This window comes from Muriicola jejuensis (assembly GCF_010671595.1).
Classification (GTDB): domain Bacteria; phylum Bacteroidota; class Bacteroidia; order Flavobacteriales; family Flavobacteriaceae; genus Muriicola; species Muriicola jejuensis.
The window spans coordinates 1,654,808-1,677,288 of record NZ_JAABOP010000001.1 but is presented as its reverse complement, the minus strand read 5'-3'; the positions used below and the strand labels follow the sequence as shown (position 1 = coordinate 1,677,288).

General features: G+C 50.2%; 14 protein-coding genes. 9 read left to right on the top strand and 5 right to left on the bottom strand.

Annotated elements, in window-relative coordinates; translation table 11 throughout:
• Nucleotides 1-29 precede the first annotated feature (29 nt).
• Nucleotides 30-1,682, bottom strand: coding sequence for a solute:sodium symporter family transporter (locus GWK09_RS07405; RefSeq protein ID WP_163692348.1), 1,653 nt, complete (start codon nucleotides 1,680-1,682; stop codon nucleotides 30-32).
• Between the two features lie 183 nt (nucleotides 1,683-1,865).
• On the opposite strand from GWK09_RS07405, the gene GWK09_RS07400 reads away from it, so the two are divergent.
• The 6 genes from GWK09_RS07400 (at nucleotide 1,866) to GWK09_RS07375 (ending at nucleotide 15,023) form a co-directional block, all read left to right on the top strand.
• The gene (locus GWK09_RS07400; protein WP_163692347.1) at nucleotides 1,866-5,180 is read left to right on the top strand and encodes a VCBS repeat-containing protein; all 3,315 of its coding nucleotides are present in this window, start codon (nucleotides 1,866-1,868) and stop codon (nucleotides 5,178-5,180) included.
• Nucleotides 5,177-8,533: a VCBS repeat-containing protein gene (locus GWK09_RS07395; protein ID WP_163692346.1), complete on the top strand. Its 3,357-nt coding sequence runs from the start codon at nucleotides 5,177-5,179 to the stop codon at nucleotides 8,531-8,533. The genes GWK09_RS07400 and GWK09_RS07395 overlap by 4 nt, the downstream gene beginning before the upstream one ends.
• Nucleotides 8,526-11,783 carry a VCBS repeat-containing protein gene (locus tag GWK09_RS07390; protein WP_163692345.1) on the top strand — a complete coding sequence of 1,086 codons (3,258 nt, stop codon included), beginning with the start codon at nucleotides 8,526-8,528 and terminating at the stop codon, nucleotides 11,781-11,783. The genes GWK09_RS07395 and GWK09_RS07390 overlap by 8 nt, the downstream gene beginning before the upstream one ends.
• A gap of 2 nt (nucleotides 11,784-11,785) precedes the next feature.
• A complete protein-coding gene (locus GWK09_RS07385) occupies nucleotides 11,786-13,129 on the top strand; it encodes a vanadium-dependent haloperoxidase (protein ID WP_163692344.1) in 1,344 nt (447 codons plus the stop codon).
• A gap of 4 nt (nucleotides 13,130-13,133) precedes the next feature.
• Nucleotides 13,134-14,024 (top strand): AraC family transcriptional regulator, encoded by an 891-nt coding sequence (locus GWK09_RS07380; protein ID WP_163692343.1) that lies wholly within the window; start codon nucleotides 13,134-13,136, stop codon nucleotides 14,022-14,024.
• A 90-nt stretch (nucleotides 14,025-14,114) separates the two neighbouring features.
• Nucleotides 14,115-15,023: a metallophosphoesterase family protein gene (locus GWK09_RS07375; protein WP_163692342.1), complete on the top strand. Its 909-nt coding sequence runs from the start codon at nucleotides 14,115-14,117 to the stop codon at nucleotides 15,021-15,023.
• Between the two features lie 60 nt (nucleotides 15,024-15,083).
• Here the strand turns inward: GWK09_RS07375 and GWK09_RS07370 are convergent, their stop codons facing one another.
• The 4 genes from GWK09_RS07370 to GWK09_RS07355 form a co-directional block, all read right to left on the bottom strand.
• Complete coding sequence (locus tag GWK09_RS07370) at nucleotides 15,084-15,806, bottom strand: energy transducer TonB (protein WP_163692341.1); 723 nt, start codon at nucleotides 15,804-15,806, stop codon at nucleotides 15,084-15,086.
• A 154-nt stretch (nucleotides 15,807-15,960) separates the two neighbouring features.
• The gene (locus tag GWK09_RS07365; protein ID WP_163692340.1) at nucleotides 15,961-17,544 is read right to left on the bottom strand and encodes a Gfo/Idh/MocA family protein; all 1,584 of its coding nucleotides are present in this window, start codon (nucleotides 17,542-17,544) and stop codon (nucleotides 15,961-15,963) included.
• A complete protein-coding gene (locus GWK09_RS07360) occupies nucleotides 17,541-18,035 on the bottom strand; it encodes a DoxX family protein (protein WP_163692339.1) in 495 nt (164 codons plus the stop codon). The genes GWK09_RS07365 and GWK09_RS07360 overlap by 4 nt, the downstream gene beginning before the upstream one ends.
• A gap of 169 nt (nucleotides 18,036-18,204) precedes the next feature.
• Entirely contained in the window at nucleotides 18,205-19,467 is a 1,263-nt protein-coding gene (locus GWK09_RS07355; RefSeq protein WP_163692338.1) for an aminotransferase class V-fold PLP-dependent enzyme, read from the bottom strand.
• A 99-nt stretch (nucleotides 19,468-19,566) separates the two neighbouring features.
• Between GWK09_RS07355 and GWK09_RS07350 the strand changes: the two genes are divergently transcribed.
• From GWK09_RS07350 to GWK09_RS07340, 3 genes are read left to right on the top strand one after another with little or no spacing between them, the layout of a single operon-like run.
• Entirely contained in the window at nucleotides 19,567-20,883 is a 1,317-nt protein-coding gene (locus tag GWK09_RS07350; RefSeq protein ID WP_163692337.1) for a gluconate:H+ symporter, read from the top strand.
• A 10-nt stretch (nucleotides 20,884-20,893) separates the two neighbouring features.
• Nucleotides 20,894-21,358, top strand: a complete 465-nt coding sequence (locus GWK09_RS07345) for a RidA family protein (RefSeq protein WP_163692336.1) — start codon at nucleotides 20,894-20,896, stop codon at nucleotides 21,356-21,358.
• Between the two features lie 10 nt (nucleotides 21,359-21,368).
• Nucleotides 21,369-22,469 carry a D-TA family PLP-dependent enzyme gene (locus GWK09_RS07340; protein WP_163692335.1) on the top strand — a complete coding sequence of 367 codons (1,101 nt, stop codon included), beginning with the start codon at nucleotides 21,369-21,371 and terminating at the stop codon, nucleotides 22,467-22,469.
• Nucleotides 22,470-22,481: the final 12 nt, after the last annotated feature.

Below are 22,481 nucleotides of genomic sequence, written 5' to 3'. Positions count from 1 at the left end.
AGTTAGAGGTCAACCGCAAGCAACCGGTCTTACTTTGCAAAATAGATATAAATACCGACCACTATCAACACAATCGCCAACCCGGCCTGTTTTACATATCGGTAAGGGGTGATCTCCACTTGCTTGGTATATTCCTGGACATAAGGCGTAGGTCTTGGTTTGAATTTACCGATCAGCAGCATGATCCCCATATTGGCTAAAAACAAAATAGCCATTACATGGAGATAATGCGGATAGGCATCAGCCTGTATGAGCCCCAGCTCGGCCGGATCGGTGATCCCCTGGGCCATTGCTTCCTCCATTGCGGCATCGACGTACCTGGGTTGAAGCCAGAACTGTGAAATGATATACAGTAAGGACCCTGAAATGATCCCAATCTTGGCCGCTATGGCAGGTACCCGCTTCGTGGTATACCCGATCACGATGATGGTAAGGATAGGAATACTGTAGATGCCGTTTATCTCCTGGAGATAATTGAAGAGGCTTCCCGCATTTGCGATCATGGGGGCTATAAACATGGCGGCCAAAGCCAGGATGATCCCAAAGATCTTCCCGTACCGTACCACCGTTTTTTCGGGCGCGTCCTGATTAATATGCTGCTTGTAAATATCGATCCCAAAAAGGGTTACAGAACTGTTCAGGACACTATTAAATGAACTCAGGATAGCCCCGAAGAGCACAGCCGCAAAAAAACCGATCAGGGGCTTGGGCAATACAGCCCTTACCAGCTCCGGATAGGCCAGGTCACTTGAGGCAAGTCCACCTTCGAAATAATGATAGGCGATCATCCCCGGTAACACGAGTATGATAGGCCCCAGGATCTTCAGGAAAGAAGCGAGCAACATCCCTTTTTGCCCTTCTGCCAGGTTCTTGGCCGCGAGCGCACGCTGTATGATCTGTTGATTCGTACCCCAGTAAAACAACTGAACCAGCATCATCCCGGTAAAAATGGTGGAAAAGGGTACTTCCTGCCCCGGTTCCCCTGTGGAGTCGAATCTCTCCGGATTGGTCGCCATAAGGGTCTCCAAACCCTGAAATACACTGCCGTCGCCTATAGCCATCAAACCAAATACAGGAATGAGAATACCTCCCAGAATTAGGCCTATGGCGTTGATACTATCAGAGACCGCCACAGCCTTGAGTCCGCCGAAAACAGCATAGATAGACCCCACGATCCCTATTCCCCAGATACAGATCACAAGGGCCGTCTTATCGGAAACATTCAGCAATTCCGGCACATTGAACATCCCACTGATGGCCACGGATCCGGAATAAAGGATAACCGGCAACAGTACCACTACATATCCCGTAAGAAACAGAGCGGAGGTGATGGTCTTCGTAGAAACATCAAACCTTTTGGCCAGGAACTGGGGCACCGTGGTAAGACCTCCTTTCAGGTAACGCGGTAACAAGAAGATGGCGGTAACAACTATGGCAATAGCCGCCAAAGTTTCCCAGGCCATAACCGAAAGTCCGTCCTTATAGGCACTCCCATTCAGGCCGACGATCTGCTCCGTGGAAAGGTTGGTCAACAAAAGAGAACCCGCTATGACCCCTGCCGTAAGGCTTCTTCCCCCGAGGAAGTATCCATCCGAGGAGGTTTCATCTGTAGTCCGTGTTGCAAAATAAGAAATGATGGCCACCAAAGAGGTGAAGCCGACGAAGGATAGTATACCTATCATAACCTGGTTAGTTTGTTCGTTTGATCCTTTAAATATATCGGATTATTTATAAAATTATCCAGCAATTAAATATTATTAATTTTTCCATAACCTTTTTAACGCTTCCCCAGGCCAAATGTAGACGGGCCTGCCTTCCATCTTCCTCAGGGAATGAGTATCTTGAGGCCCGTTTTCAGGTGAATAATGAGAAAGATCTACGGGTACATTTTTGGACTGAGTCTGCTGGCTTACGGATGCGACAAAACCCCTCCCAGGCAATTCGTTTCCCTGGAGGCATCCAGGACCGGGGTCGACTTCCGGAATACACTTTCCGAATCCCCGGAACTCAATATCCTGAATTACCTCTATTTCTATAACGGGGCAGGCGTTGCTGCCGCAGATTTCAACAACGACGGACTCGTTGACCTCTACTTTACCGCCAACCAGGCGGAAGACCAACTCTACCTCAACCTCGGAAACCTCAGGTTTAAGAATATTACAGCCGAGGCGGGGATCGCGAATACAGGAAACTGGACTACCGGGGTGACCCACCTAGACATCAATCACGACGGCAGGCTGGACATCTATGTCTGCAAGGTGGGAAATTACCGCTCTATCCGGGGAAAGAACCTCCTTTTCGTCAACCAGGGTATAAATGAAGAGGGGATACCTGTCTTTCAAGAGGACGCGGCATCCTATGACCTGGATTTCAGGGGTTTCTCCACCCAGGCCTCATTTTTTGACTTTGATCTGGACGGAGATCTCGATCTGTTTCTTCTAAACCATTCCGTCCATCCAAACCTCACTTATGGCAAAGGGTCACAACGCCAGCAACCCGACCCTGCTTCCGGGGACAAACTCTTCCGCAATGACGATGGGAAGTATACAAACATTTCGGAAGAGGCCGGGATCTTCCAGGGGAGAATCGGGTACGGCCTGGGGATCACAGTGAGCGATCTAAACAGGGACGGATATCCGGACCTGTACATAGGAAACGATTTTTTTGAGAACGACTATGTATACATCAATCAGGGGGACGGGACTTTCAAGGAACTCATCACCTCAGACGACCGGTCTTTGGGACACACCAGTCACTATTCCATGGGAAACGATATCGCCGATATCAACAATGACGGGCTCACCGACATCGTCTCTCTCGACATGCTTCCGGAAGATCTGGAGACCTACAAGACCTCAGGCCTGGAGTTTCCTTACCCGACCTACCAGTACTATCTGAAGAACGGGTACTCCCCCCAGTACATGCAAAACACCCTGCACGTAAACCTCGGGAACGAAACGTTTAGTGAGATCGGACAACTCTCCGGAATCGCTGCTACCGAATGGTCATGGAGTGTTTTGCTGGCCGACTTCGACAATGATTCCTACAAGGACCTCTATATCACCAACGGGATCAAAAGAGCTACTAATGACATGGATTTTATCAGTTTTATAGCCAATGAGTCCATTCAAAAAAGATTGGAACAAGGGATGTCTGCCGAGGATATGAGTTTTATTGAAGAGATCCCCCAGATAAAAGCTGCCAATTACTTCCTTAAAAACGAGGGCGACCTCTCCTTTGAAGACGTTACCAATTCCTGGTTCGAAAAACGCCCGTCCTACAGCAACGGAGCAGCTTATGCCGATCTTGACAATGATGGGGATCTGGATTTGGTGGTCAACAACGTGGATGAAACGGCCTTTGTCCTGGAGAACAAAGGTGTAAAAAATAATGATCATCACTTCCTTAAACTCGACCTAAAAGGCGAGGGAAAGAATCCCTTCGGAATAGGGGCCGTAGCCGATCTTTATATCATGGGTGAGATACAGACCCGGGAAAACTACCCAACCAGAGGGTTCCTTTCGGCTATCACCCCTACCCTCCACTTTGGTCTGGGGAAAAACACGAAGATCGATTCCTTGCGCATCCGATGGCCGGGCGGAAAAACACAAGTGTTAAAGAACCTGCCTGCAGACACCACCCTGACCCTGTATGCGTCGGGAGCCATCACTCCTATTCCGAGCCTGACTTCCCCAATGCCCGCTATTGCGTTGAGTGAAGCGGAACTCACCCTGGGTTATCGTCACCGGGAGCCGGCTACCCTGGAGTTTGAACGGGATCCGCTAGTACCCTTTGCAAACACCAATGAGGGTCCGGCTATTTCAGTTGTGGATATTAACAAGGACGGAAGGGAGGATCTCTTTGTCTCCGGAGCCAAAGCCCAGCCATCCCAACTCTTCCTCCAGACGGAGACGGGAAGCTTTGTCGAAACCCAAAGGGAACTATTCGAGGTTGATGCCCTGAGTGAAGATGTCTCACAGGTCTTTTTCGATGCCAATGGAGATGGTTGGGAAGACCTCCTGGTGGTGAGCGGGGGAAATGAATTTCCCGGTGGAATAAGGCTTCAACCTCGCCTGTATATCAATCATCAGGGAGAGTTGAAGAAAGATCCGGATCAATTCAAAGGGATCTGGATGCACGCCTCCAAGGCAGGCGCCCATGATATCGATGGTGACGGAGACCTGGATGTCCTGATCGCCTCAGACCAGATGCCCCTGCAATTCGGGTCCACCTCCACCCAGTTTGTTTTCCTGAATGACGGCAAAGGTAGGTTTACCCATGCCCGGGATGAGCGTTTCGCCTCCTTTACCTCCCTGGGCAGTGTAAAGGATTTTGTCTGGGCCGATGTGGACCGGGACGGGGAAGAGGACCTGATCACCGCAGGTTACTGGGAACCCCTGACCGTCCTGATTAACCAGAAGGGAACCCTCCGAAAGCTGGAAAATACTGGGCTGGAGAAAACCCATGGATGGTGGAATACGGTAAGAACTGCCGACTTCGACGGAGATGGGGATCTGGATATTGTTGCTGGAAACTGGGGGCTTAATACCCGTCTCAAAGCTTCGCTTTCAAAACCTATAACCCTATACAGGATGGATTTTGACGACAACGGGACCATAGACCCCGTGGTCACCTATTTCGAAGGAAAGGAAGAGACCCCATTCGCTTCCAAGGACGAATTAGTTAAGCAACTTCCCAATCTCAACAAGAAATTCCTTTCCTATACATCTTTTGCCAAGGCAGGTCTCAACGACCTGTTCCCGGCTAATGCCCTGTCGAAAGCTCAGAAAAAACAGCTCTATGAGTTAGGGACCCTGTATTTCTCCAATGACGGTAAGGGCAGGTTCAGCAGGAAGGAATTACCGGTCCTGGCTCAGGCGAGCAGTACCCACGATATCCTTATCTACGACCTGAATGGGGATGGATTCAAAGACCTGCTGCTCGTTGGAAATACCTATGAAATTAGCACCCAATTGGGTAGGATGGACGCATCACATGGTTTAATTTTGCTAAATGATCAAAGAGGGAACTTCCGATGGCAACCTACCCCGGAAATCGACATTTCCGGCCCCGCCAGGTGCATTGTAAAAATAAAGATCAACGGTACAGACCATTTTGTGATCGGCATCAACGATGATCATCCCATATTTTTAACGACTAACAAGGAGAAAGTACTATGAGAACAAAGAATGTAGGACGGCTGCTTATTTTGGGTATGACCCTTTGGCTCGCGGCCTGTACTTCTGAAAGCGGGAAGAAAGAGGCGGCCGAGGAAGCTGCCCCGACGCTCTTTTCCCTCCTCCCCTCTTCGAGAACGGGTATAGATTTTGTAAACGTGGTGGAAAATCAGAAGAACTTCAACATCTTTAAATACAGGAACTTCTACAACGGAGGTGGGGTCGCCATCGGCGATATCAACAACGACGGCCTGCCCGATATCTACCTCACGGGGAACATGGTCAGCAACAAACTCTACCTGAACAAAGGGGGGCTGAAATTCCAAGACATTTCGGCCTCTGCCGGGGTGGAAGGAAGCAAGCCCTGGTCTACCGGAGTGGTAATGGTCGATATAAACCAGGATGGGCTGCTCGATATCTATGTCAGCAATGCCGGGAATATGGAGGGAAACAACCACGACAACGACCTCTACATCAACAACGGGGACCTTACGTTTACAGAGAGAGCGGCAGAGTACAACCTTGCCAAAACCGGGTTCTCTACCCATGCCTCCTTCTTTGACTACGACAAGGATGGCGACCTGGATGCCTATATCCTGAATAACAGCAATATTCCCGTGAGCAGCCTTGGATACGCCGCCCAGCGGGAAGTAAGGGCCCAGGACTGGGAAGGTGTACCCGATATTTTCAGGGGTGTAGGCGATATGCTCCTCAGGAATGATGACGGAAAGTTCGTGGATGTAAGCGAGCAGGCAGGGATCTACGGGAGCCTGATCGGTTTTGGTCTCGGCATCATGATCACGGATATCAACAAGGACCTGTACCCCGATATCTATGTCTCCAATGATTTCTATGAAAGGGACTACCTCTATATCAATAACCGGGATGGTACCTTCACAGAAGACATCAAGGGCTGGACCTCCCACCTTTCCCTTTCTGCCATGGGCATCGATATGGCCGATATCAACAATGACGGGCATGCCGAGATCTTTATCACAGACATGCTCCCGGAGGCAGATGAACGTGTTAAATCGGTCATGGAATTTGACGGGTACGATGTCTTTCGTCTGAAACAGGAAAAGGATTTTTACCAGCAATACATACAGAACACCCTCCAGTTGAACAACGGGAATGGCTCCTTTTCTGAGATCGCCTACTTCAGTGGGGTAGATGCGACCGACTGGAGTTGGGCCGGGCTCATGTTCGACATGGACAATGACGGGTTCCGGGACATCTTCGTGACCAACGGCATCAACCACGATCTTACTGACCTCGATTTTGTGGATTTCTTCGCCAATGAGATCATCCAGAAAATGGCCCTGACCGGGCGTAAGGAATCCATCGATTCCATCATCAACAAAATGCCCATCAGGCCACAACCCAATTACGCATACAGGAACAACCGGGACCTCACATTCTCCAATGCCAATAAGGATTGGGGGTTTGAGTTACCCACCATGTCGAATGGTGCCGGCTATGGGGACCTAGACAATGACGGGGACCTCGACCTCGTTGTAAGCAATGTCAATATGGAGGCCTTCCTTTACGAGAACCATACGGATTCCATGACGGAGAACCATTTCATCAAACTGAAATTCCAGGGGCCCGAAAAGAACAAATTCGCCATCGGGACCACGGTGAATCTCTACCTCGGGAATACCGTAATCTTCCAGGAACTGATCCCCTCCAGAGGATTCCAGTCCTCCATGGATTACATCATGACCATCGGCCTTGGCAAAACCTCTAAGATTGATTCTCTGAGGGTGATCTGGCCTGATGACAGGACCCAGAAGCTTGCGGACATCGCCTCAGACCAGACCCTGTTGTTGAGCTATGATCAATCGGAAGGTACGTATATGCCCCCAAAGCCCGAACGTATCATTCCGTTGCTGCAGGAGGTTCCCAACAATACCCTGGCGGCACATCAGGAGAACAATTACAACGATTTTGATTACGAAGGCCTGATCTACAAATTGCTATCCGAAGAAGGCCCGGCCCTTGCGATCGGTGATGTGGACGGGGACGGAAATGAAGATATCTTTCTGGGTGGAGCCTCGGGTCAGCCCGGTACCCTCTACAAACATCTGGGCAATGGAAAAGTACGTCCCCTGTCGGAAAGTACATTCCTCGAAGACCTGGGATATGAAGATACCTCGGCCTCCTTTTTCGACGCAGATGGGGACGGCGATCTGGACCTAATGGTGGGTTCAGGAGGAAACCAGGTAGGGGAGGAACTCTCGTACCGCAACAGACTTTATGTCAACGATGGAAAAGGCAAATTTTCACGTTCTGAAGTGCCTTTGCCTTCTGCTTATAAAAACACCTCTACCATAGCCCCTTACGATTTTGACGGGGACGGGGATGTGGATGTCTTTATCGGTTCCAGGAGTGTGGTGGGTACCTATGGGGTAGATCCTGACCACCTGTTCCTCGAGAACAATGGAGATGGGACCTTCCGTGACGCCACAGAACGCCTGGCCTATGACCTCAGGGATGCCGGTATGATCACAGATGCCACCTGGGCAGACATGGACGGGGATGGCCGAAAGGACCTGGTCACGGTCTCAGAATGGGGAACTCCAAAGATCTTCAGGAATTCCGGAAGGCGCCTTTCCAAAATGTCGACCGACCTCGACCGCATGGACGGTTGGTGGAACGTGGTGGAAGTCGCGGACCTCGACAATGACGGGGACAACGACCTGATCCTTGGCAACCAGGGTGCTAACCTGCACTATAAGCCGGAAGCAGATAAACCCATGAAAATATGGGTGAATGATTTTGACGGGAACGGTACCATTGAACAGATCGTGACCATGCAGGAAAATGGCAGGGACTACCCCTTGCATCAGAAAAAAGAGCTCACTAATCAGATCGTATCCCTGAAGAAGCAAAACCTCAAGGCCTCTGAGTATGCCAGGCGGAGTATTGATGAGCTCTGGCCTCCGGGGGTCATCCAAACTTCGATCATGAAAAAATCCTCCATTTCGGAGTCGGTCATCGCTATCAATGAAGGAGGGGGGAAATTCACCACCAAGGTCCTTCCCACCAGGGTGCAGCTGTCCTGTGTTTGCGGGATCTCCTGCACGGATATCAACAATGACGGGTATCTGGATCTTATCATGGGAGGAAATAATTTCGAATTCAAACCCCAGTACTCCAGGCTGGACGCCAGTTATGGAAATGTGCTCCTCGGGAACAAGGACCTCGATTTCCACTGGGAGGACTACACCAGAAGTGGATTCTTTATACGGGATGAGGTTAAACACCTGGGACAGTTCAAGGACCGAAATGGCAGTTTATTCCTGATCGCAGCGATCAACGATTCCCAACCTAAGATCTACAAAATCAATGAATAGGATTGTCATTCTTATCGGCCTTCTACTACTCCTGCTCAACTGCAAAAAAAAGGAGGGGGATCTCTTTTCCAATCCCCCATCCGACGAGACAGGCATCACCTTCAGCAATACGCTCACGGAGACCGATGACCTCAACATCCTCGATTACCTCTACTTCTACAATGGAGGTGGGGTTGCCATAGGCGATATCAACGGCGATGACCTTCCGGATATTTACTTCTCGGGCAATCAGGTGAAGAACAAACTCTACCTCAACAAAGGGAACCTCACGTTCGAGGATATAACCGATAAGGCCGGTGTAGGGGGCAATAGTTCCTGGAATGCGGGAACGGTCATGGGAGACGTTAACGGGGATGGCCTCCTCGATATCTACGTCTGTGCGGTAGTAGGGATCAACGGATTTAATGGTTATAACGAACTCTTTATCAATAACGGGGACCTGACATTTACCGAAAGTGCTGCCCAATATGGGCTGGATTTTGACACCTTCAGTTCCAACGCGGCTTTTCTGGACTACGACCTGGACGGGGATCTGGACCTCTACCTCCTCAACCATGCCGTGCACACCCAGGAATCCTTTGGCAAGGCAGACCTGAGGTATAAACGCGATTTCCAGACCGGGGACAGGTTGCTCCGCAATGACGGCGACAGGTTTACGGATGTGAGCGAAGAGGCGGGAATTTTCGGGGGCGTCAACGGTTACGGCCTTGGGATCGCTGTGAGCGACTTCAACGGGGATGGGTACCCGGATATTTACGTGGGAAATGATTTCCACGAGGATGATTATTACTACCTCAACAACAGGGACGGTACCTTTTCCGAAGAACTCAAAACCTACTTCACCCATACAACCCGCTTCTCCATGGGTAATGATATCGCGGATATCAACCACGACGGCTGGCCAGACATCCTGTCCCTGGACATGCTTCCGGAAGACGAGACGGTCCTTAAATCCTCCGAAGGGGACGATGATGTGCAGATACAGAAACTCCGCATAAACCAGTATGGATACCATTACCAGTTTACGAGGAATATGCTTCAGATCAACAGGCCGGGATCCGGTTTTGAAGAGACGGCCCTGATGAGCGGCATTGCCGCCACGGATTGGAGCTGGAGTGCCTTATTCGCCGATTTCAATGCAGATGGGGAACAGGATGTATTTATTTCCAACGGCATCCCGAAACGGCCCAACGACCTGGATTTTATCAACTTTGTTTCCGATGAACAGATCAAAAAGAAAATAGACAATACCAAGCTGGTAGACCAGGAAGCCCTGGACATGATGCCTTCCGGAAGGACCCATAATTTTATTTTTCAGGGATTGAAGAACGCACAGTTCGAGGATCGCTCCCGGGACTGGATCGCCAGGGACACTCTGGTTTCCGGAGCCACTGCCCTGGGCGACCTGGACAATGACGGAGACCTCGACCTGGTAGTAAACAACGTCAACAGCGAAGCCTCTCTGTACGTGAACCAATCCGGGCCGGATGCCAGCTATCTCAAGATCAAACTGAAATACATGGGCAAAAATCCCTTTGGAATTGGAACCAAAATCCTGTCTTACCACCAGGGGATCCTTCAGTCACGGGAAATGTACACCGTACGGGGGTTCCAGGCCTCATCTGAACCCCTGGTCCATTTCGGTTACGGATCGACCGAAAACATCGATTCCCTGAGGATCCTCTGGCCAGATAGGACCACGCAGGTCCTGAAAAATGTAACCCCAAACCAGACGCTGGTCATACAGCAACAGGGGGGCCAAGCCTTTAGTCCCCCCTGGTTGAAACCCAATAAACGTCCCCTTTTCAAAAAAGTGGAGGGGAATTTAGGGCTGGAATTTGTCCACAGGGAAGATCCCTACCTCGATTTCAACCGGCAAAAACTCATTCCGTATCAGTGTTCCGACCGTGGGCCGGCGGTAGCTGTTGGGGATCTCGACGGGGATGGGAAAGAAGACGTCTTTTTCGGCGGATCCAAATTTGATCCTCCCAGGATTTACGTCCAGACCGACGGGGGGTTCGAGCAGAAAAAGATAGAGAGTATCGCCCGGGATTCAATCACCGAGGATATCTCCGCCGTCATAGCAGACCTTAATAAAGACGGAAGGAACGACCTGTACATCGGTACCGGGGGTGCTGATTTTTACAATCAGATGGTCCCTTTACTGGATTCCTATTTTCTAAAAGGGGATTCAACCTACATCAAACAGGCACTGCCCGACTCCTTTCAAAATGCTTCTGTGGTAGCCCCGGCCGACTTTGACGGGGATGGAGATATCGACCTGTTCGTGGGCAACCAGATGATCACGAATGATTTTGGGAAAGCGCCCGATTCCTTTATCCTTTTGAACAACCAGGGGGTATTGCAAAGAGTTGAAAACGAAGACCTTGAAAATATAGGAATGGTAACAGGCGCTATCTGGGACGATTACAATGCGGATGGCACGCCCGATCTTATCGTAGTGGGAGAATGGATATCCCCTGTATTCTTTAAGAACGAAGGGGGGAAACTCGTGCGGGATCGGGTACTGGACATGCCTGTTTCCGGGCTATGGGAAAGCCTGATCGCTTTTGACATAGACCAGGACGGGGATACTGATTACCTACTCGGGAACTGGGGTCTCAACACCAAGTTCAAGGCTTCCGGGAAAGACCCCATGAAGCTCTATTACGGAGATTTCGACAATAATGGGAATACCGAAACCATCCTGACGACGGTAAAAGAAGGGAAAGACTATCCTATAGAGGGGTTGAAGGGCCTGGCCGATCAAATGGTAAGCCTCAGGAAGAAATTCACAACATACAGGTCCTTCGCCGGAAAACCCATCAAAGAAATTCTGGAACGGGATCAACTGAAGCAGGCAGTCATTTTGGAGGTAACCGAATTGAGGTCCGGATATCTGGAGAACAGGGAAGGTAAATTCACTTTCGTTCCCTTCCCGATGGAATTGCAGGTCGCCCCTGTCATGTCTTTTCTTAAATATGATTTTGACGGGGACGGGACGGAAGAGGTCCTGGCAGGCGGCAATTATTTTGGTGTAAAACCATATCACGGGAGGCTCGGAGCATTTGCCGGGGCTATGATAAAAGGTAAAAATGATGTAATTTCGGGGGACCGATTGGGACTCGACTTTATCCAGAAGTCCGTCCGGCATCTCAATATACTAACCGTTCAGGGACAACCTTATTTACTGGCAACATTTAATAATGATGCCTCCCAAGTATACCAATTCATAAACAAAAAAGAATAGTGATGAAGAAATTACTCCTTCTCCTGATATTGATTTCAGTGGGCTGTCAGAAAAATGATACCCCTATAGAGATCTCTCCTGAGTTAATGCACAGCAATGTCGACAAGGTTACGGAGATCATGATCCACGACATCTTTTCGCCCCCTGTGGCCAGCAGGATCTTTGCATATCCAAATATCGCGGCCTACGAGATCATTGCCCAGGAAGATGAAAGATACCTTTCCCTGGCCGGGCAGGTACATGAACTGAGCCCTATCCCTGCCCCGGACGCCGGAAAACCGGTGAACAGAGCCCTGGCAGCTGCGATCGCACATATCGATCTCAGCAGGCGACTCATTTTCAGCGAAGAACAAATGAATACCTATCGCGATAGCCTGTACGCTCTCTGGTCCGAGCAGAACAAAAAGGAATTTGAAGCTTCCAGGGACTATGGCCTTGAAGTTGCGGAACACATAGCGGCCTGGATGGACAAGGACAACTACAAGCAGACCAGGACGATGCCCAAATTCACAGTAAACACAGATGAACCCTCCCGTTGGCAACCCACACCTCCCGCCTATATGGCTGGGATTGAACCGCACTGGAGCAAGATCAGGCCTTTTGTGATCGATTCTGCGGAGCAGTTCAAACCCGTTCCGCCCCCTCCGTTCTCTATGGAGGAAGGCTCTGATTTCTACAGGGAAGTGAGAGAAGTTTACGACATCAGCAAAAAGATGGAAGTCGAGGGGGATGAGTCAGAAGAGGTGGAGATCGCTAAGTTTTGGGATTGCAATCCCTACGTGTCTGTAACCCGTGGACACCTGATGTTCGCTACCAAAAAGATCACCCCTGGGGCACATTGGATCGGAATCACGAAGATCGCCTGCAGGAAATCCAACTCAGACTTCAACGAGACCGTTCACGCTTACACCAAGACCTCCATGGCCATCGCCGATGCCTTTATAAGTTGCTGGGACGAAAAGTACCGCAGCAACCTCATCAGGCCGGAGACCCTGATCAACGAACACATAGACGATAACTGGAAGCCTGTCCTCCAAACCCCACCATTTCCCGAATACACCAGTGGACACAGCGTAGTCTCCGGGGCAGCGTCTACCGTTCTGACAGACATCTTTGGTGAGAATTTTTCCTTTGATGACGATACAGAGCTAGCTTATGGCCTCCCTGTCCGGTCCTTTACTTCTTTCAGGCAGGCCGCTGACGAGGCTGCCATCAGCAGGATGTATGGAGGAATCCATTACCGGGCTGCCGTGGAAGTGGGCGTAAAGCAGGGCCGAGACCTCGGTTCCTATATCGTGAATACACTCAAAACGGAAAACGAATCACAACTGGCACAAAGCAAGTAGACCTATGAAGAAAGCGCTTATTGCTCTCTCCTTCCTGATCGCAGGGGGGATTCTCTGGTACCTTTTTATCTATCCGTATGATTACCTGGTAACCATGGAGGCTAAGGCCAACAGAGGTACCGTCAATCAGATCATCAAATTGTGGCATACCAGTCTTGATGACAGCCAGATCGAGGCCGGTGAAGACCTGGAGAAGATCCGTCAGACCCTGCACTTCGGCGACTCCACCCACATCTATGACTGGAGGATCTCCGCTGTCAGTGATTCGGTATCCAGAATTAAGGTCTATGTTAGGGACAGTGCCTATAGTTTCAGGAACAAGATCAAGGTGCCCTTTTACGACACCGACTTTGAGAAGGGGACCAGGAAGAGTCTGAGCAATTTCGCAGACCTCCTGGCCAACCACATCGACAAGATTCGGGTCCGGGTAGAAGGAGAAGCCGAATTGGATTCCGTTTTCTATGCCTATGTTCACAACAAGACCACCCAATTCGGCAAGGCGGGGGGGATGATGCGCGATTTCCCTCTGCTCGACCCTTTCCTGGTCAATAACGGGGTGGAACTAGACGGGAAACCCTTTATTGAGATATTGAACTGGGATATGGGGAAAGACAGCCTGGAATTCAACTTCTGTTATCCCATCGTAAGGAATGACAGCCTGCCCCGGCATCCTGATCTCAAGTACGGATATCGTAAACCGGTTAAGGCCATAAAGGCAATCTACAATGGGAATTATATCACTTCAGACAGGGCCTGGTACGCTTTGCTCGACTATGCGGAGAAAAACGACATCGAAGTTACCGGTCTCCCGATCGAGGTATTTTACAATAATCCGAATATAGGCGTGGATGAGATTAGTTGGAAGGCAGAGGTGTTTATGCCCCTGAAGGAATAAACAGGTATATTCCGGCCGGGCCTTCCTATTATCCATTTTGGTTTCCTGAATAATCCCCTGAATTTTTAGATATTTATGCAAAACTGACTTATGTCTTCCAACAAAAGGCTGAGCAGGGCATACAGAAATGCCAAAACCCTGCTTTTCGATGACTTTTCCAAGTTTATCTTCTTCAGTGATTGTCACCGGGGAGACAACAGTTTTGCAGACGATTTTGCCAACAACAGGAACATCTACTTCCACGCCCTCAGGCACTACTACAAGGAGGGATACCAGTACTGCGAGCTTGGAGACGGGGATGAGCTCTGGGAAAACCTGAAATTCGAGGAACTCTTCGAAGCCCACAAGAATGTGTACCTGTTGATGCGAAACTTCTACATGGGAAATCGGTTGCACATGCTCTGGGGCAACCACGATATGGTCTACAAGGATCCGGATTACGTAAGGAAGAACTTAGGCAGCTATTTCGATCCCATAGACGAGACGGACAAACCCCTCTTCCCGGATCTGACATTTCACGAGGCCCTTATCCTCAAACACCGGGATTCCGGACAAGAGATCTTTTTATTGCACGGACACCAGGCCGACTGGTGGAATTACACCTTTTGGAGATGGGGACGTTTCCTGGTTCGCGTCCTGTGGAAACCCCTTCAGGTGTGGGGTATAGCAGATCCTACGAGTCCGGCTAAGAATTACAAGGAACTGATCAAGGTAGAACGGCGCATCAAGAAATGGATCCTTCAGAATGATTCCATCCTAACCATTGCGGGACATACTCACAGGCCCAGGTTCGCATCTCCCGGTGAGATCCCCTTCTTCAATGACGGAAGTTGTGTGCACCCGCGCAGTATCACGGGTATTGAGGTCTCTGGAGGAGAGATCACCCTGATCAAATGGCAAATATCCACCCGGGAGGACGGTACCCTGCAGATCGTCAGGGTGGTACTGGAAGGGCCCAAGAAATTAAAGGATTACCATAAAAAAAGACCCACCTCCTGACCCGGCCCCACCCAGGCCTTTACACGTAGAGATGAATCTTTTAAGAGGTTCTGATCAGATTTACTGTATCACAAAATTGATAGGTATACTGTAGGGTACTGACACGGGTCTGCCCCTTTGCTCGCCCGGTTTCATTCTGGGGAGTGAAGCAACTATACGGTGTGCTTCCTTTTCCAGGGTTTTGTCCGGACCCCTCATGCGGATAGAACCGATATTCCCTTTGGAGTCAATAACGAATTGAACGAACACCCTGCCTGTGATACCGAGCTCAAGCGCGGAAGGGGGATAGGTGAACTCCTTTACAATGTGTTTCTGGATCATCTCCTGGAAGCAGGCTTTTCGCTCATCGTTATTTTTTGCGTATTCGCAGCCAGGGAAAACGGGCACATTCTCAATAATGGCAAAAGGCACGACGATCTCTTCTTCCTCTTCTCCAACTTCCACATCGTCTACGTCTATTACCTCTTCGATCACGGCATCCTGGCTGGTCTCTGTACTTTCGATCACGGTCTCCTCAACCTCTTCGGTATCTTCCACTACTTCGATCACTTCCGGGGCAGCAGGAGGTGGGGGTGGAGGGGTGGTCTTGATCATCTCAGTTACAGGAACATCTTCCTTAAGGTCATCCACGGCCTGGACCACATCCCGTACAAATTCATCCTGGGGATATGACTTAAATTCCAGGGCACGCCAGGTAAGGAACAAGACAATAGTGAGCCCAATCACAAAATACAGGCTACTATTTCTATTTAAATCGGCTTTTGGGTTTTTTTTGACTTGCATGACATTGAATTTAGTACCCTTAAATTAGACCCATTGTCAAACTTTAACTATGACATTTGTCAGTTTTACAGGCCATACTACTGAATTTCAGGGTATTCAATAAAAAAACCTGCCGGAAAGCAGGTCTTTTATGTCGAAGGTGTATTCTGATTTTTCAGGTGCTGGTAAGCAGGACCTCGTCCAGATCGATATCCTCTATAGGAACGATCTGTTCTGCCAAAGGATCCCATTCTATCCGCCTGCCCAGTTTGTATGCGAGTCCGGTCATATGGGCGGTGATAGCCTCATCAAATCCTTCCTTGATCCCACAGCTCAGATCCCCACCGTTGCGAATAACACTCAGCCATTCCCTGAGGTGCAGATAGGTCGAATTCACCCGAACTCCATCAATATAGGTCCACATCAGGCCCTTATCCGCAAAGTACTGGGAAGTAGCCGAGGATACGGCATCCGGGATATTGGCTCCCGGATTGTAATGGTAGATGGGCGTCTCAGGGTTCATTTTTCCTTCTTCGAGCAACTGCGCGTATTTGGTGGAACCCCTGTCTGGCCATATGGTGAGGTTATTGCCCAGTTCCATGGACGCGTCGTGCCCCATGAGTATGGTTGGTCGGTTATAACCATTTCCCAGCGTGGCATTGTAGGTGAAGGTCATCCCCTTTTCTTTACCCGGGGCCTGGGTACTGCCCGTGCTGAAATCCGGGAAATCCATATTCACCTGGAGCACGTCAGGGACATTCCGGCCGTCGTTGTGGGTATATATTCCCCCGGAGGCAGTAACGTATTTGGGGATGCCCATATTGAGCACGCAATTGAGTCGGTCGTAATCATGCGTCAGCAAATCGCCCGACAGGCCTGACCCATAGGCCCACCATTTCCTCCAGCGGAAGAAGTGGTTCTTGTTGAATGGAATCTGGGGCGCGCTGCCCAGGAACTGCTGCCAGTCAATGGTCTGTTCGTTCGCCTTTTCGTGTATATCGTAATTCCAGGCGCCGTTGTCATCATTCCTGTTCGTAAACGTCTGTACCACCGAAACATGGCCCAGGACTTTTTTATCTATGATATCACTGGCGGTCTTAAAACTGAGGGTCTGACGGTGCTGGTGACCGACCATGAGGTGGGCTTTTGAATTCCTAGCCGCATCCCTTAGCCGGTAGGTCTCCTCTATGGTGTGTGTCATAGGTTTTTCCACATATACGTGGACATCGTTTTCAAGGGCCTCTATAGACATAGGTGCATGCCAGTGGTCCGGGGTGGCGATGATCACGGCATCCACCTCCCCGCTTCGGATCATTTCCTGATAAGTAGAATACCGTTTCACCTTGTTGTCCGGAGTGGAAAACGAAGCAATGGCATTTTCTGCCCGTACGTCAAAAATATCGCATACTCCGGCTATCCTGAGATTCAGTTTTTCCTGTTCCAGGAATTCTTTTAACTGTGTATTCCCGTTGAGGCGCTCCTCTTCCTTCATCATTTCAAGCCACTCCCCGGTAGCGAACCCCAGGGCCCTGCAGAGCTGTTCTCCCCTGATACCAAAACCGATGATCCCTATGCGGATAGGGTCTCCCCCGATCTCGGGCAGGGCATTAGGAAGGGATGGTTCGATCTTTAGCCTCTCCAGGATCTCGGACCGGTCCTTGCTTTTAACCAGCGCATTGGCTGCGCCGGCCCACCATATCGATCCCAGGATGGGCAGGCCGCCCAGGCCTTTTAGCATATCTCTTCTTGTCCATTTCATGATTGAGGGGTTTTGATGGTTTTGTGTTCTCTTTTAAGGAGGTAATTCAGTCCGAAATACGAACTGGTAGGAATCTGGTACAATACCCACAAGGCGGCCAGCTCTATCAGATTCTTATTGACGAACCAGTAACTCCCTTCTACGTTGCGCTGTTCGAGCCACGGAAAGGGGGGATGCGCAAAATAGTACATCAGCAGAAGGACCATCCCTGCGATAGCTCCCCATTTTTCGAAAATTCCGAGGATAAGGGTAATTCCGATAAAGATCAGGGTGATCGTGTTCAGCGTATCCACCCACCCGATGGTCCCTTCCCCTGTGAGAGCGATAAAAAGCGACCTGAAGGGACCCTGGGCCGTAGCCAGGTATCCGAAGGCAGTCCAGTCGGGATTAAAAAGTTTGATGACCCCTTCATACAGAAAGTGCCACCCGATGAGAATACGCAAAAAAACCACGCTTTTAAGCAATGGTTCCCTTTGTAGTAATTCGGTCATGGATTTGAATTTTGATTATGATTTCTACAGTTGTTCGAATATGGATATCGATGCTACTTCAGAGGTTAAACATTCAAAACTAAAGGCAAAGACCCAGAGTAACTATGATTAATATCAGTTTTGGAACATAGAGAAAGGGGGACGCGCTGTTATGGCTGAATTGTCCCTGCTAAACCCTCCCGGCCAGCTCTTTTACGGCCTTTATGAACACATCCAGCTCCGCAGTGGTCGTGTACACATTTGGCGTGATCCTGCAACCTTTCACGTTATCCTGATCAATGGCTACCGTAAATATGCCGAATTCATCAAACAGGGCTTTGGAGAGGTCCGCCGGTTTCATATGGGCAATCCCCACATTGGCTATCCCACAGCTTCTGTGCATTTCCAGAGGGGTATTGATCACCACGTGCTCTGTGTCCCTGAGGGCATCACTCCAGTATCTCTGCAAATATCTCAACCTGTTTTCCTTTCGCTCCATCCCGATGAGTTCCAGGTAATCCATAGCGTCATTAATAGTGAGGTCCGTGTGGACCGGATGGGTTCCAATGTGGTTCAGGCGACGGATGTCATCCGGTTCCCTGTGGTGTTCAGCCAGCAGGGGCCAGATCTTGGAAATGTTCTTTTTAGACACGTATAGCAGGCCGGCACCCAGGGGGGTACTCAGCCATTTGTGGAGACTAGACCCGTAGTAATCACAGTGGAGTTCCTCGAGGTTCACCTGAATATGACCCACGCAATGCGCTCCGTCTACCATGACCTCCACACCATGCCTGTGGGCCATGTCACAGATCTTCCTGATCGGCAGGATCTGCCCGGTGATATTGACCATATGGCAAACCATCAGCAATCTGGTCCTCGGGGTGATCTGAGCTTCGTATAGGGATACAATCTCTTCATCATTTGCCGGATGGTTGGGCAGAGAGATCGTCTTGTTTACTACCCCGTACCGATTGGCGATCAGTTTGAAATGTTCCCTCATCGCCCCGTAATCCTGCACTGCAAAAACGGCTTCGTCTCCTTCTCTCCAGGGGTAACCCCCTATGATCATGTCGAGGGATTCAGTGGTGTTTCTGGTAATGATCAGTTCCTCGGGTGAACAGCCTACAAGTCCTGCCAGGCGGGCAGCGATCCTGTTCTTATTGGTCCATTGTACGGTCCGCATGTAATAGGACCCTTCGTAATTCACCTGCTCAATATGCCTGTGAAATTTCTGTATGGTAGGGACAGGGGCGATATTGTAATACCCGTTCTCCAGGTTGATATAGTCGGGTTTCAGAGCGTAATCCAGCCGTATCCTCTGCCAGAACTCTTCCTCGTCCTCCAGATCATAGGTGCCCTGGTATTCCTTGTTCTGGGAATGAAGGGTCAAAGGCAGAAAAGGGGTCGCCAGGGCGGCCTGACCCATTTTGCGCAAGAAAGATCGCTTATCCATGATGGCCAGTTTCTCCTACAATATAAAAAATTGATCATTTAGTTCTGTTCAAATTGGTATATTTAATGCTTAAACACCGCCCTGCAAGAAGACCTGCCGATGCCCTTGCTCATAGTCATTACCGGAATCCTTATCCTCTTCCTGCTCATCGCCTGGTGGAAACTCAACCCATTTATCACCTTCATACTCGTATCTCTCTTCGTGGGCATCGCCCAGGGGATGGATCTTATACAGGTGGTCGATTCCATTCAGAAGGGTATTGGCAACACCCTAGGCTTTTTGGTGATTATCCTTGGATTGGGAGCCATGCTGGGCAAGTTGGTTGCCGATAGCGGTGCTGCTCAGCGAATTACTTCCAAACTCATAAGTCGGTTTGGACTGAAAAATATTCAGTGGGCAGTAGTGCTCACGGGTTTTATTGTCGGTATTCCCATGTTCTATACCGTTGGGTTCGTGATCCTGGTTCCCCTGGTCTTTACGGTAGCGGCTGCAACAGGTTTGCCTCTGCTGTATGTCGGGATGCCGATGCTCGCCTCCCTTTCCGTCACCCATGGGTACCTGCCCCCTCATCCCGCCCCTACTGCCATTTCGACCATGTTCGGGGCAGACCTGGGTAAAACGCTGGTATACGGCATTATCGTAGCTATCCCGGCCATAGTACTCGGCGGACCCGTATTCTCCCGTACCCTGAAACACATCAAGGCTTCACCCCTGAAGGAATTCGTGAACCTAAGGCCACTTACCGAAGCTGAAATGCCGGGTACCGGGATCAGCATTCTCACAGCGCTTATGCCGGTTATCCTGATCTCCCTGGGCACCCTTGCAGATTTATTCCTGCCTCCGGAACTCTGGTTTAGCAAGATCCTGAACTTCCTGGGTAATCCGGTGATCGCCATGTTGTTGTCTGTGATCTTTGCCATCTTCTCCCTGGGGATTTCAAGGGGGAAAAAGATGAAAGAATTGATGGATTCAGTGGGCGAATCCATAGCGGGGATCACCATGGTCCTGCTGATCATTGCAGGTGCCGGTGCCCTGAAAGAGGTTCTGACAGAAAGTGGGGTAAGTGAATATATCGCAGACCTCCTCAAAGGCTCAGCGATCTCCCCCTTGCTGCTCGCCTGGGCTATAGCCACCGTCATCCGTGTCTGTGTGGGATCGGCCACCGTGGCTGGACTGACAGCGGCCGGTATAGTGCTCCCCATGATCCAGACCACGGGAGTCAGCCCGGAACTCATGGTCCTGGCCATAGGTTCAGGCAGCCTGATGTTGTCTCATGTAAATGACAGCGGCTTCTGGCTTTTTAAAGAATACTTCAATCTTTCTGTCCGCGATACCCTTCGCAGCTGGACCCTTATGGAAACTACCGTAGGATTGACCGGGCTGTTCGGGGTTCTTATTTTGAATCAATTTGTTTAAAGATAAAACCATGAGTAATCTCCCTTCACAACGCATCAAGGACCTGGGCCTGGTCCTGCCCCCTGCACCTCCCCCTGCGGGCCTCTATAAACCTGTACTGGTCCTTGACGGGTTTCTCTATGTTTCCGGACAGGGACCCATGAAGAGCGACGGTACCTACATCACGGGTAAAGTGGGTGAAACCATGAGCCTTGGAGAAGCCAAACTAGCCGCAGAGCAGGTGGGCCTCACCATGCTGTCAACCATCATCAGACACTTCGGTGAGATCGATCGGGTGAAAAGGCTGGTAAAGACCCTGGGAATGGTGAATTCTACACCGGATTTCGACCAGCACCCCCTGGTGATCAACGGGTTCAGCGAACTGATGGCGGATATCTTCGGAATGGAAAACGGAGTGGGGGTCCGAAGTGCCGTGGGGATGACTTTGCCGGGGCAGGTAGCTGTAGAGATCGAAGCGATGTTCCAACTGCATTAAACAATATTCTATGCAAGAAAAAGCCTGGTACAGGATTGACGAGGAGGAGAAGGTCCCGAGTCCATCCCTGCTGATCTATCCCCAACGCGTGAAAGAGAATATCGCAACCATGATCAGGATGACAGGCGGAGCTGATAAACTCCGACCTCATATCAAGACCCATAAGATGGCTGAGGTGGTTGAACTCCAACTGAAGTACGGGATTAATAAATTCAAATGCGCTACTATCGCAGAAGCCGAATTACTCGGAACCTGCAAGGCACCGGATGTACTCCTGGCCATGCAGCCTGTAGGCCCCAACATCAAAAGATTCCTCGATCTTATGGATCGCTTTCCCCAAACGAAATTCTCCACCCTGGTCGATCATGAGACCAGCGTAAAGGACATCGGATCACAGGCGAAGGAAAGGGGGTTAAAAGCAACGCTTTATCTCGACCTCAATGTAGGGATGGACCGGACAGGGATCAAGCCTTCCGAAGAGGCCCTCGCCCTCTACAAAATGATCCATGATCACGTTGCCCTCAACCCAGCCGGGTTGCACGCCTATGACGGTCATATTCGCAATCCCGACCTCGTAAAGCAAAAGGAGGAATGTGACAGAGTTTTTGAAAGCGTGACCTGTATGAAAACCGAACTCAAAAAGTCGGGGCTACCCGTAAATGAGGTGATTGCCGGAGGATCCCCCAGTTTCCCTGTCCATGCAAAACGGCAAGGGGTCATCGCCAGCCCGGGGACCACCCTGCTCTGGGACGCGCGTTATGGCGAATCTTTTTCCGAAATGGAATTCCGGGTGGCAGCTGTGCTCCTGACCCGGGTGATAAGCAAACCTGCAGAGGGAATCCTGTGTCTCGACCTCGGGCACAAATCAGTGGCCCCGGAAATGGACTTTCCCCGGGTTAGGATCCTTGGGATGGAATCTGCAGAGCAGATCGGTCAAAGCGAAGAACATCTCGTTCTGAGGACAAAGGATGCTCCCGATATCCCAATTGGAACCGTGTTTTATGCCATTCCGATGCATATCTGCCCCACGGTGGCTAAATATCCCGCAGCGCTTACGGTTGAGAAGGGCAGGATCACCGGGTCCTGGAAAGTGGCTGCAAGGGATCACTAGCTTTTGATCCTA

Coding starts and splice junctions, on each gene's coding strand:
- GWK09_RS07340 (WP_163692335.1), top strand. CDS start 21,369: ATGCAAGAAAAAGCCTGGTACAGGATTGACGAGGAGGAGAAGGTCCCG.
- GWK09_RS07365 (WP_163692340.1), bottom strand. CDS start 17,544: ATGAAATGGACAAGAAGAGATATGCTAAAAGGCCTGGGCGGCCTGCCC.
- GWK09_RS07355 (WP_163692338.1), bottom strand. CDS start 19,467: ATGGATAAGCGATCTTTCTTGCGCAAAATGGGTCAGGCCGCCCTGGCG.
- GWK09_RS07350 (WP_163692337.1), top strand. CDS start 19,567: ATGCCCTTGCTCATAGTCATTACCGGAATCCTTATCCTCTTCCTGCTC.
- GWK09_RS07385 (WP_163692344.1), top strand. CDS start 11,786: ATGAAGAAATTACTCCTTCTCCTGATATTGATTTCAGTGGGCTGTCAG.
- GWK09_RS07390 (WP_163692345.1), top strand. CDS start 8,526: ATGAATAGGATTGTCATTCTTATCGGCCTTCTACTACTCCTGCTCAAC.
- GWK09_RS07345 (WP_163692336.1), top strand. CDS start 20,894: ATGAGTAATCTCCCTTCACAACGCATCAAGGACCTGGGCCTGGTCCTG.
- GWK09_RS07360 (WP_163692339.1), bottom strand. CDS start 18,035: ATGACCGAATTACTACAAAGGGAACCATTGCTTAAAAGCGTGGTTTTT.
- GWK09_RS07405 (WP_163692348.1), bottom strand. CDS start 1,682: ATGATAGGTATACTATCCTTCGTCGGCTTCACCTCTTTGGTGGCCATC.
- GWK09_RS07370 (WP_163692341.1), bottom strand. CDS start 15,806: ATGCAAGTCAAAAAAAACCCAAAAGCCGATTTAAATAGAAATAGTAGC.
- GWK09_RS07400 (WP_163692347.1), top strand. CDS start 1,866: ATGAGAAAGATCTACGGGTACATTTTTGGACTGAGTCTGCTGGCTTAC.
- GWK09_RS07395 (WP_163692346.1), top strand. CDS start 5,177: ATGAGAACAAAGAATGTAGGACGGCTGCTTATTTTGGGTATGACCCTT.
- GWK09_RS07375 (WP_163692342.1), top strand. CDS start 14,115: ATGTCTTCCAACAAAAGGCTGAGCAGGGCATACAGAAATGCCAAAACC.
- GWK09_RS07380 (WP_163692343.1), top strand. CDS start 13,134: ATGAAGAAAGCGCTTATTGCTCTCTCCTTCCTGATCGCAGGGGGGATT.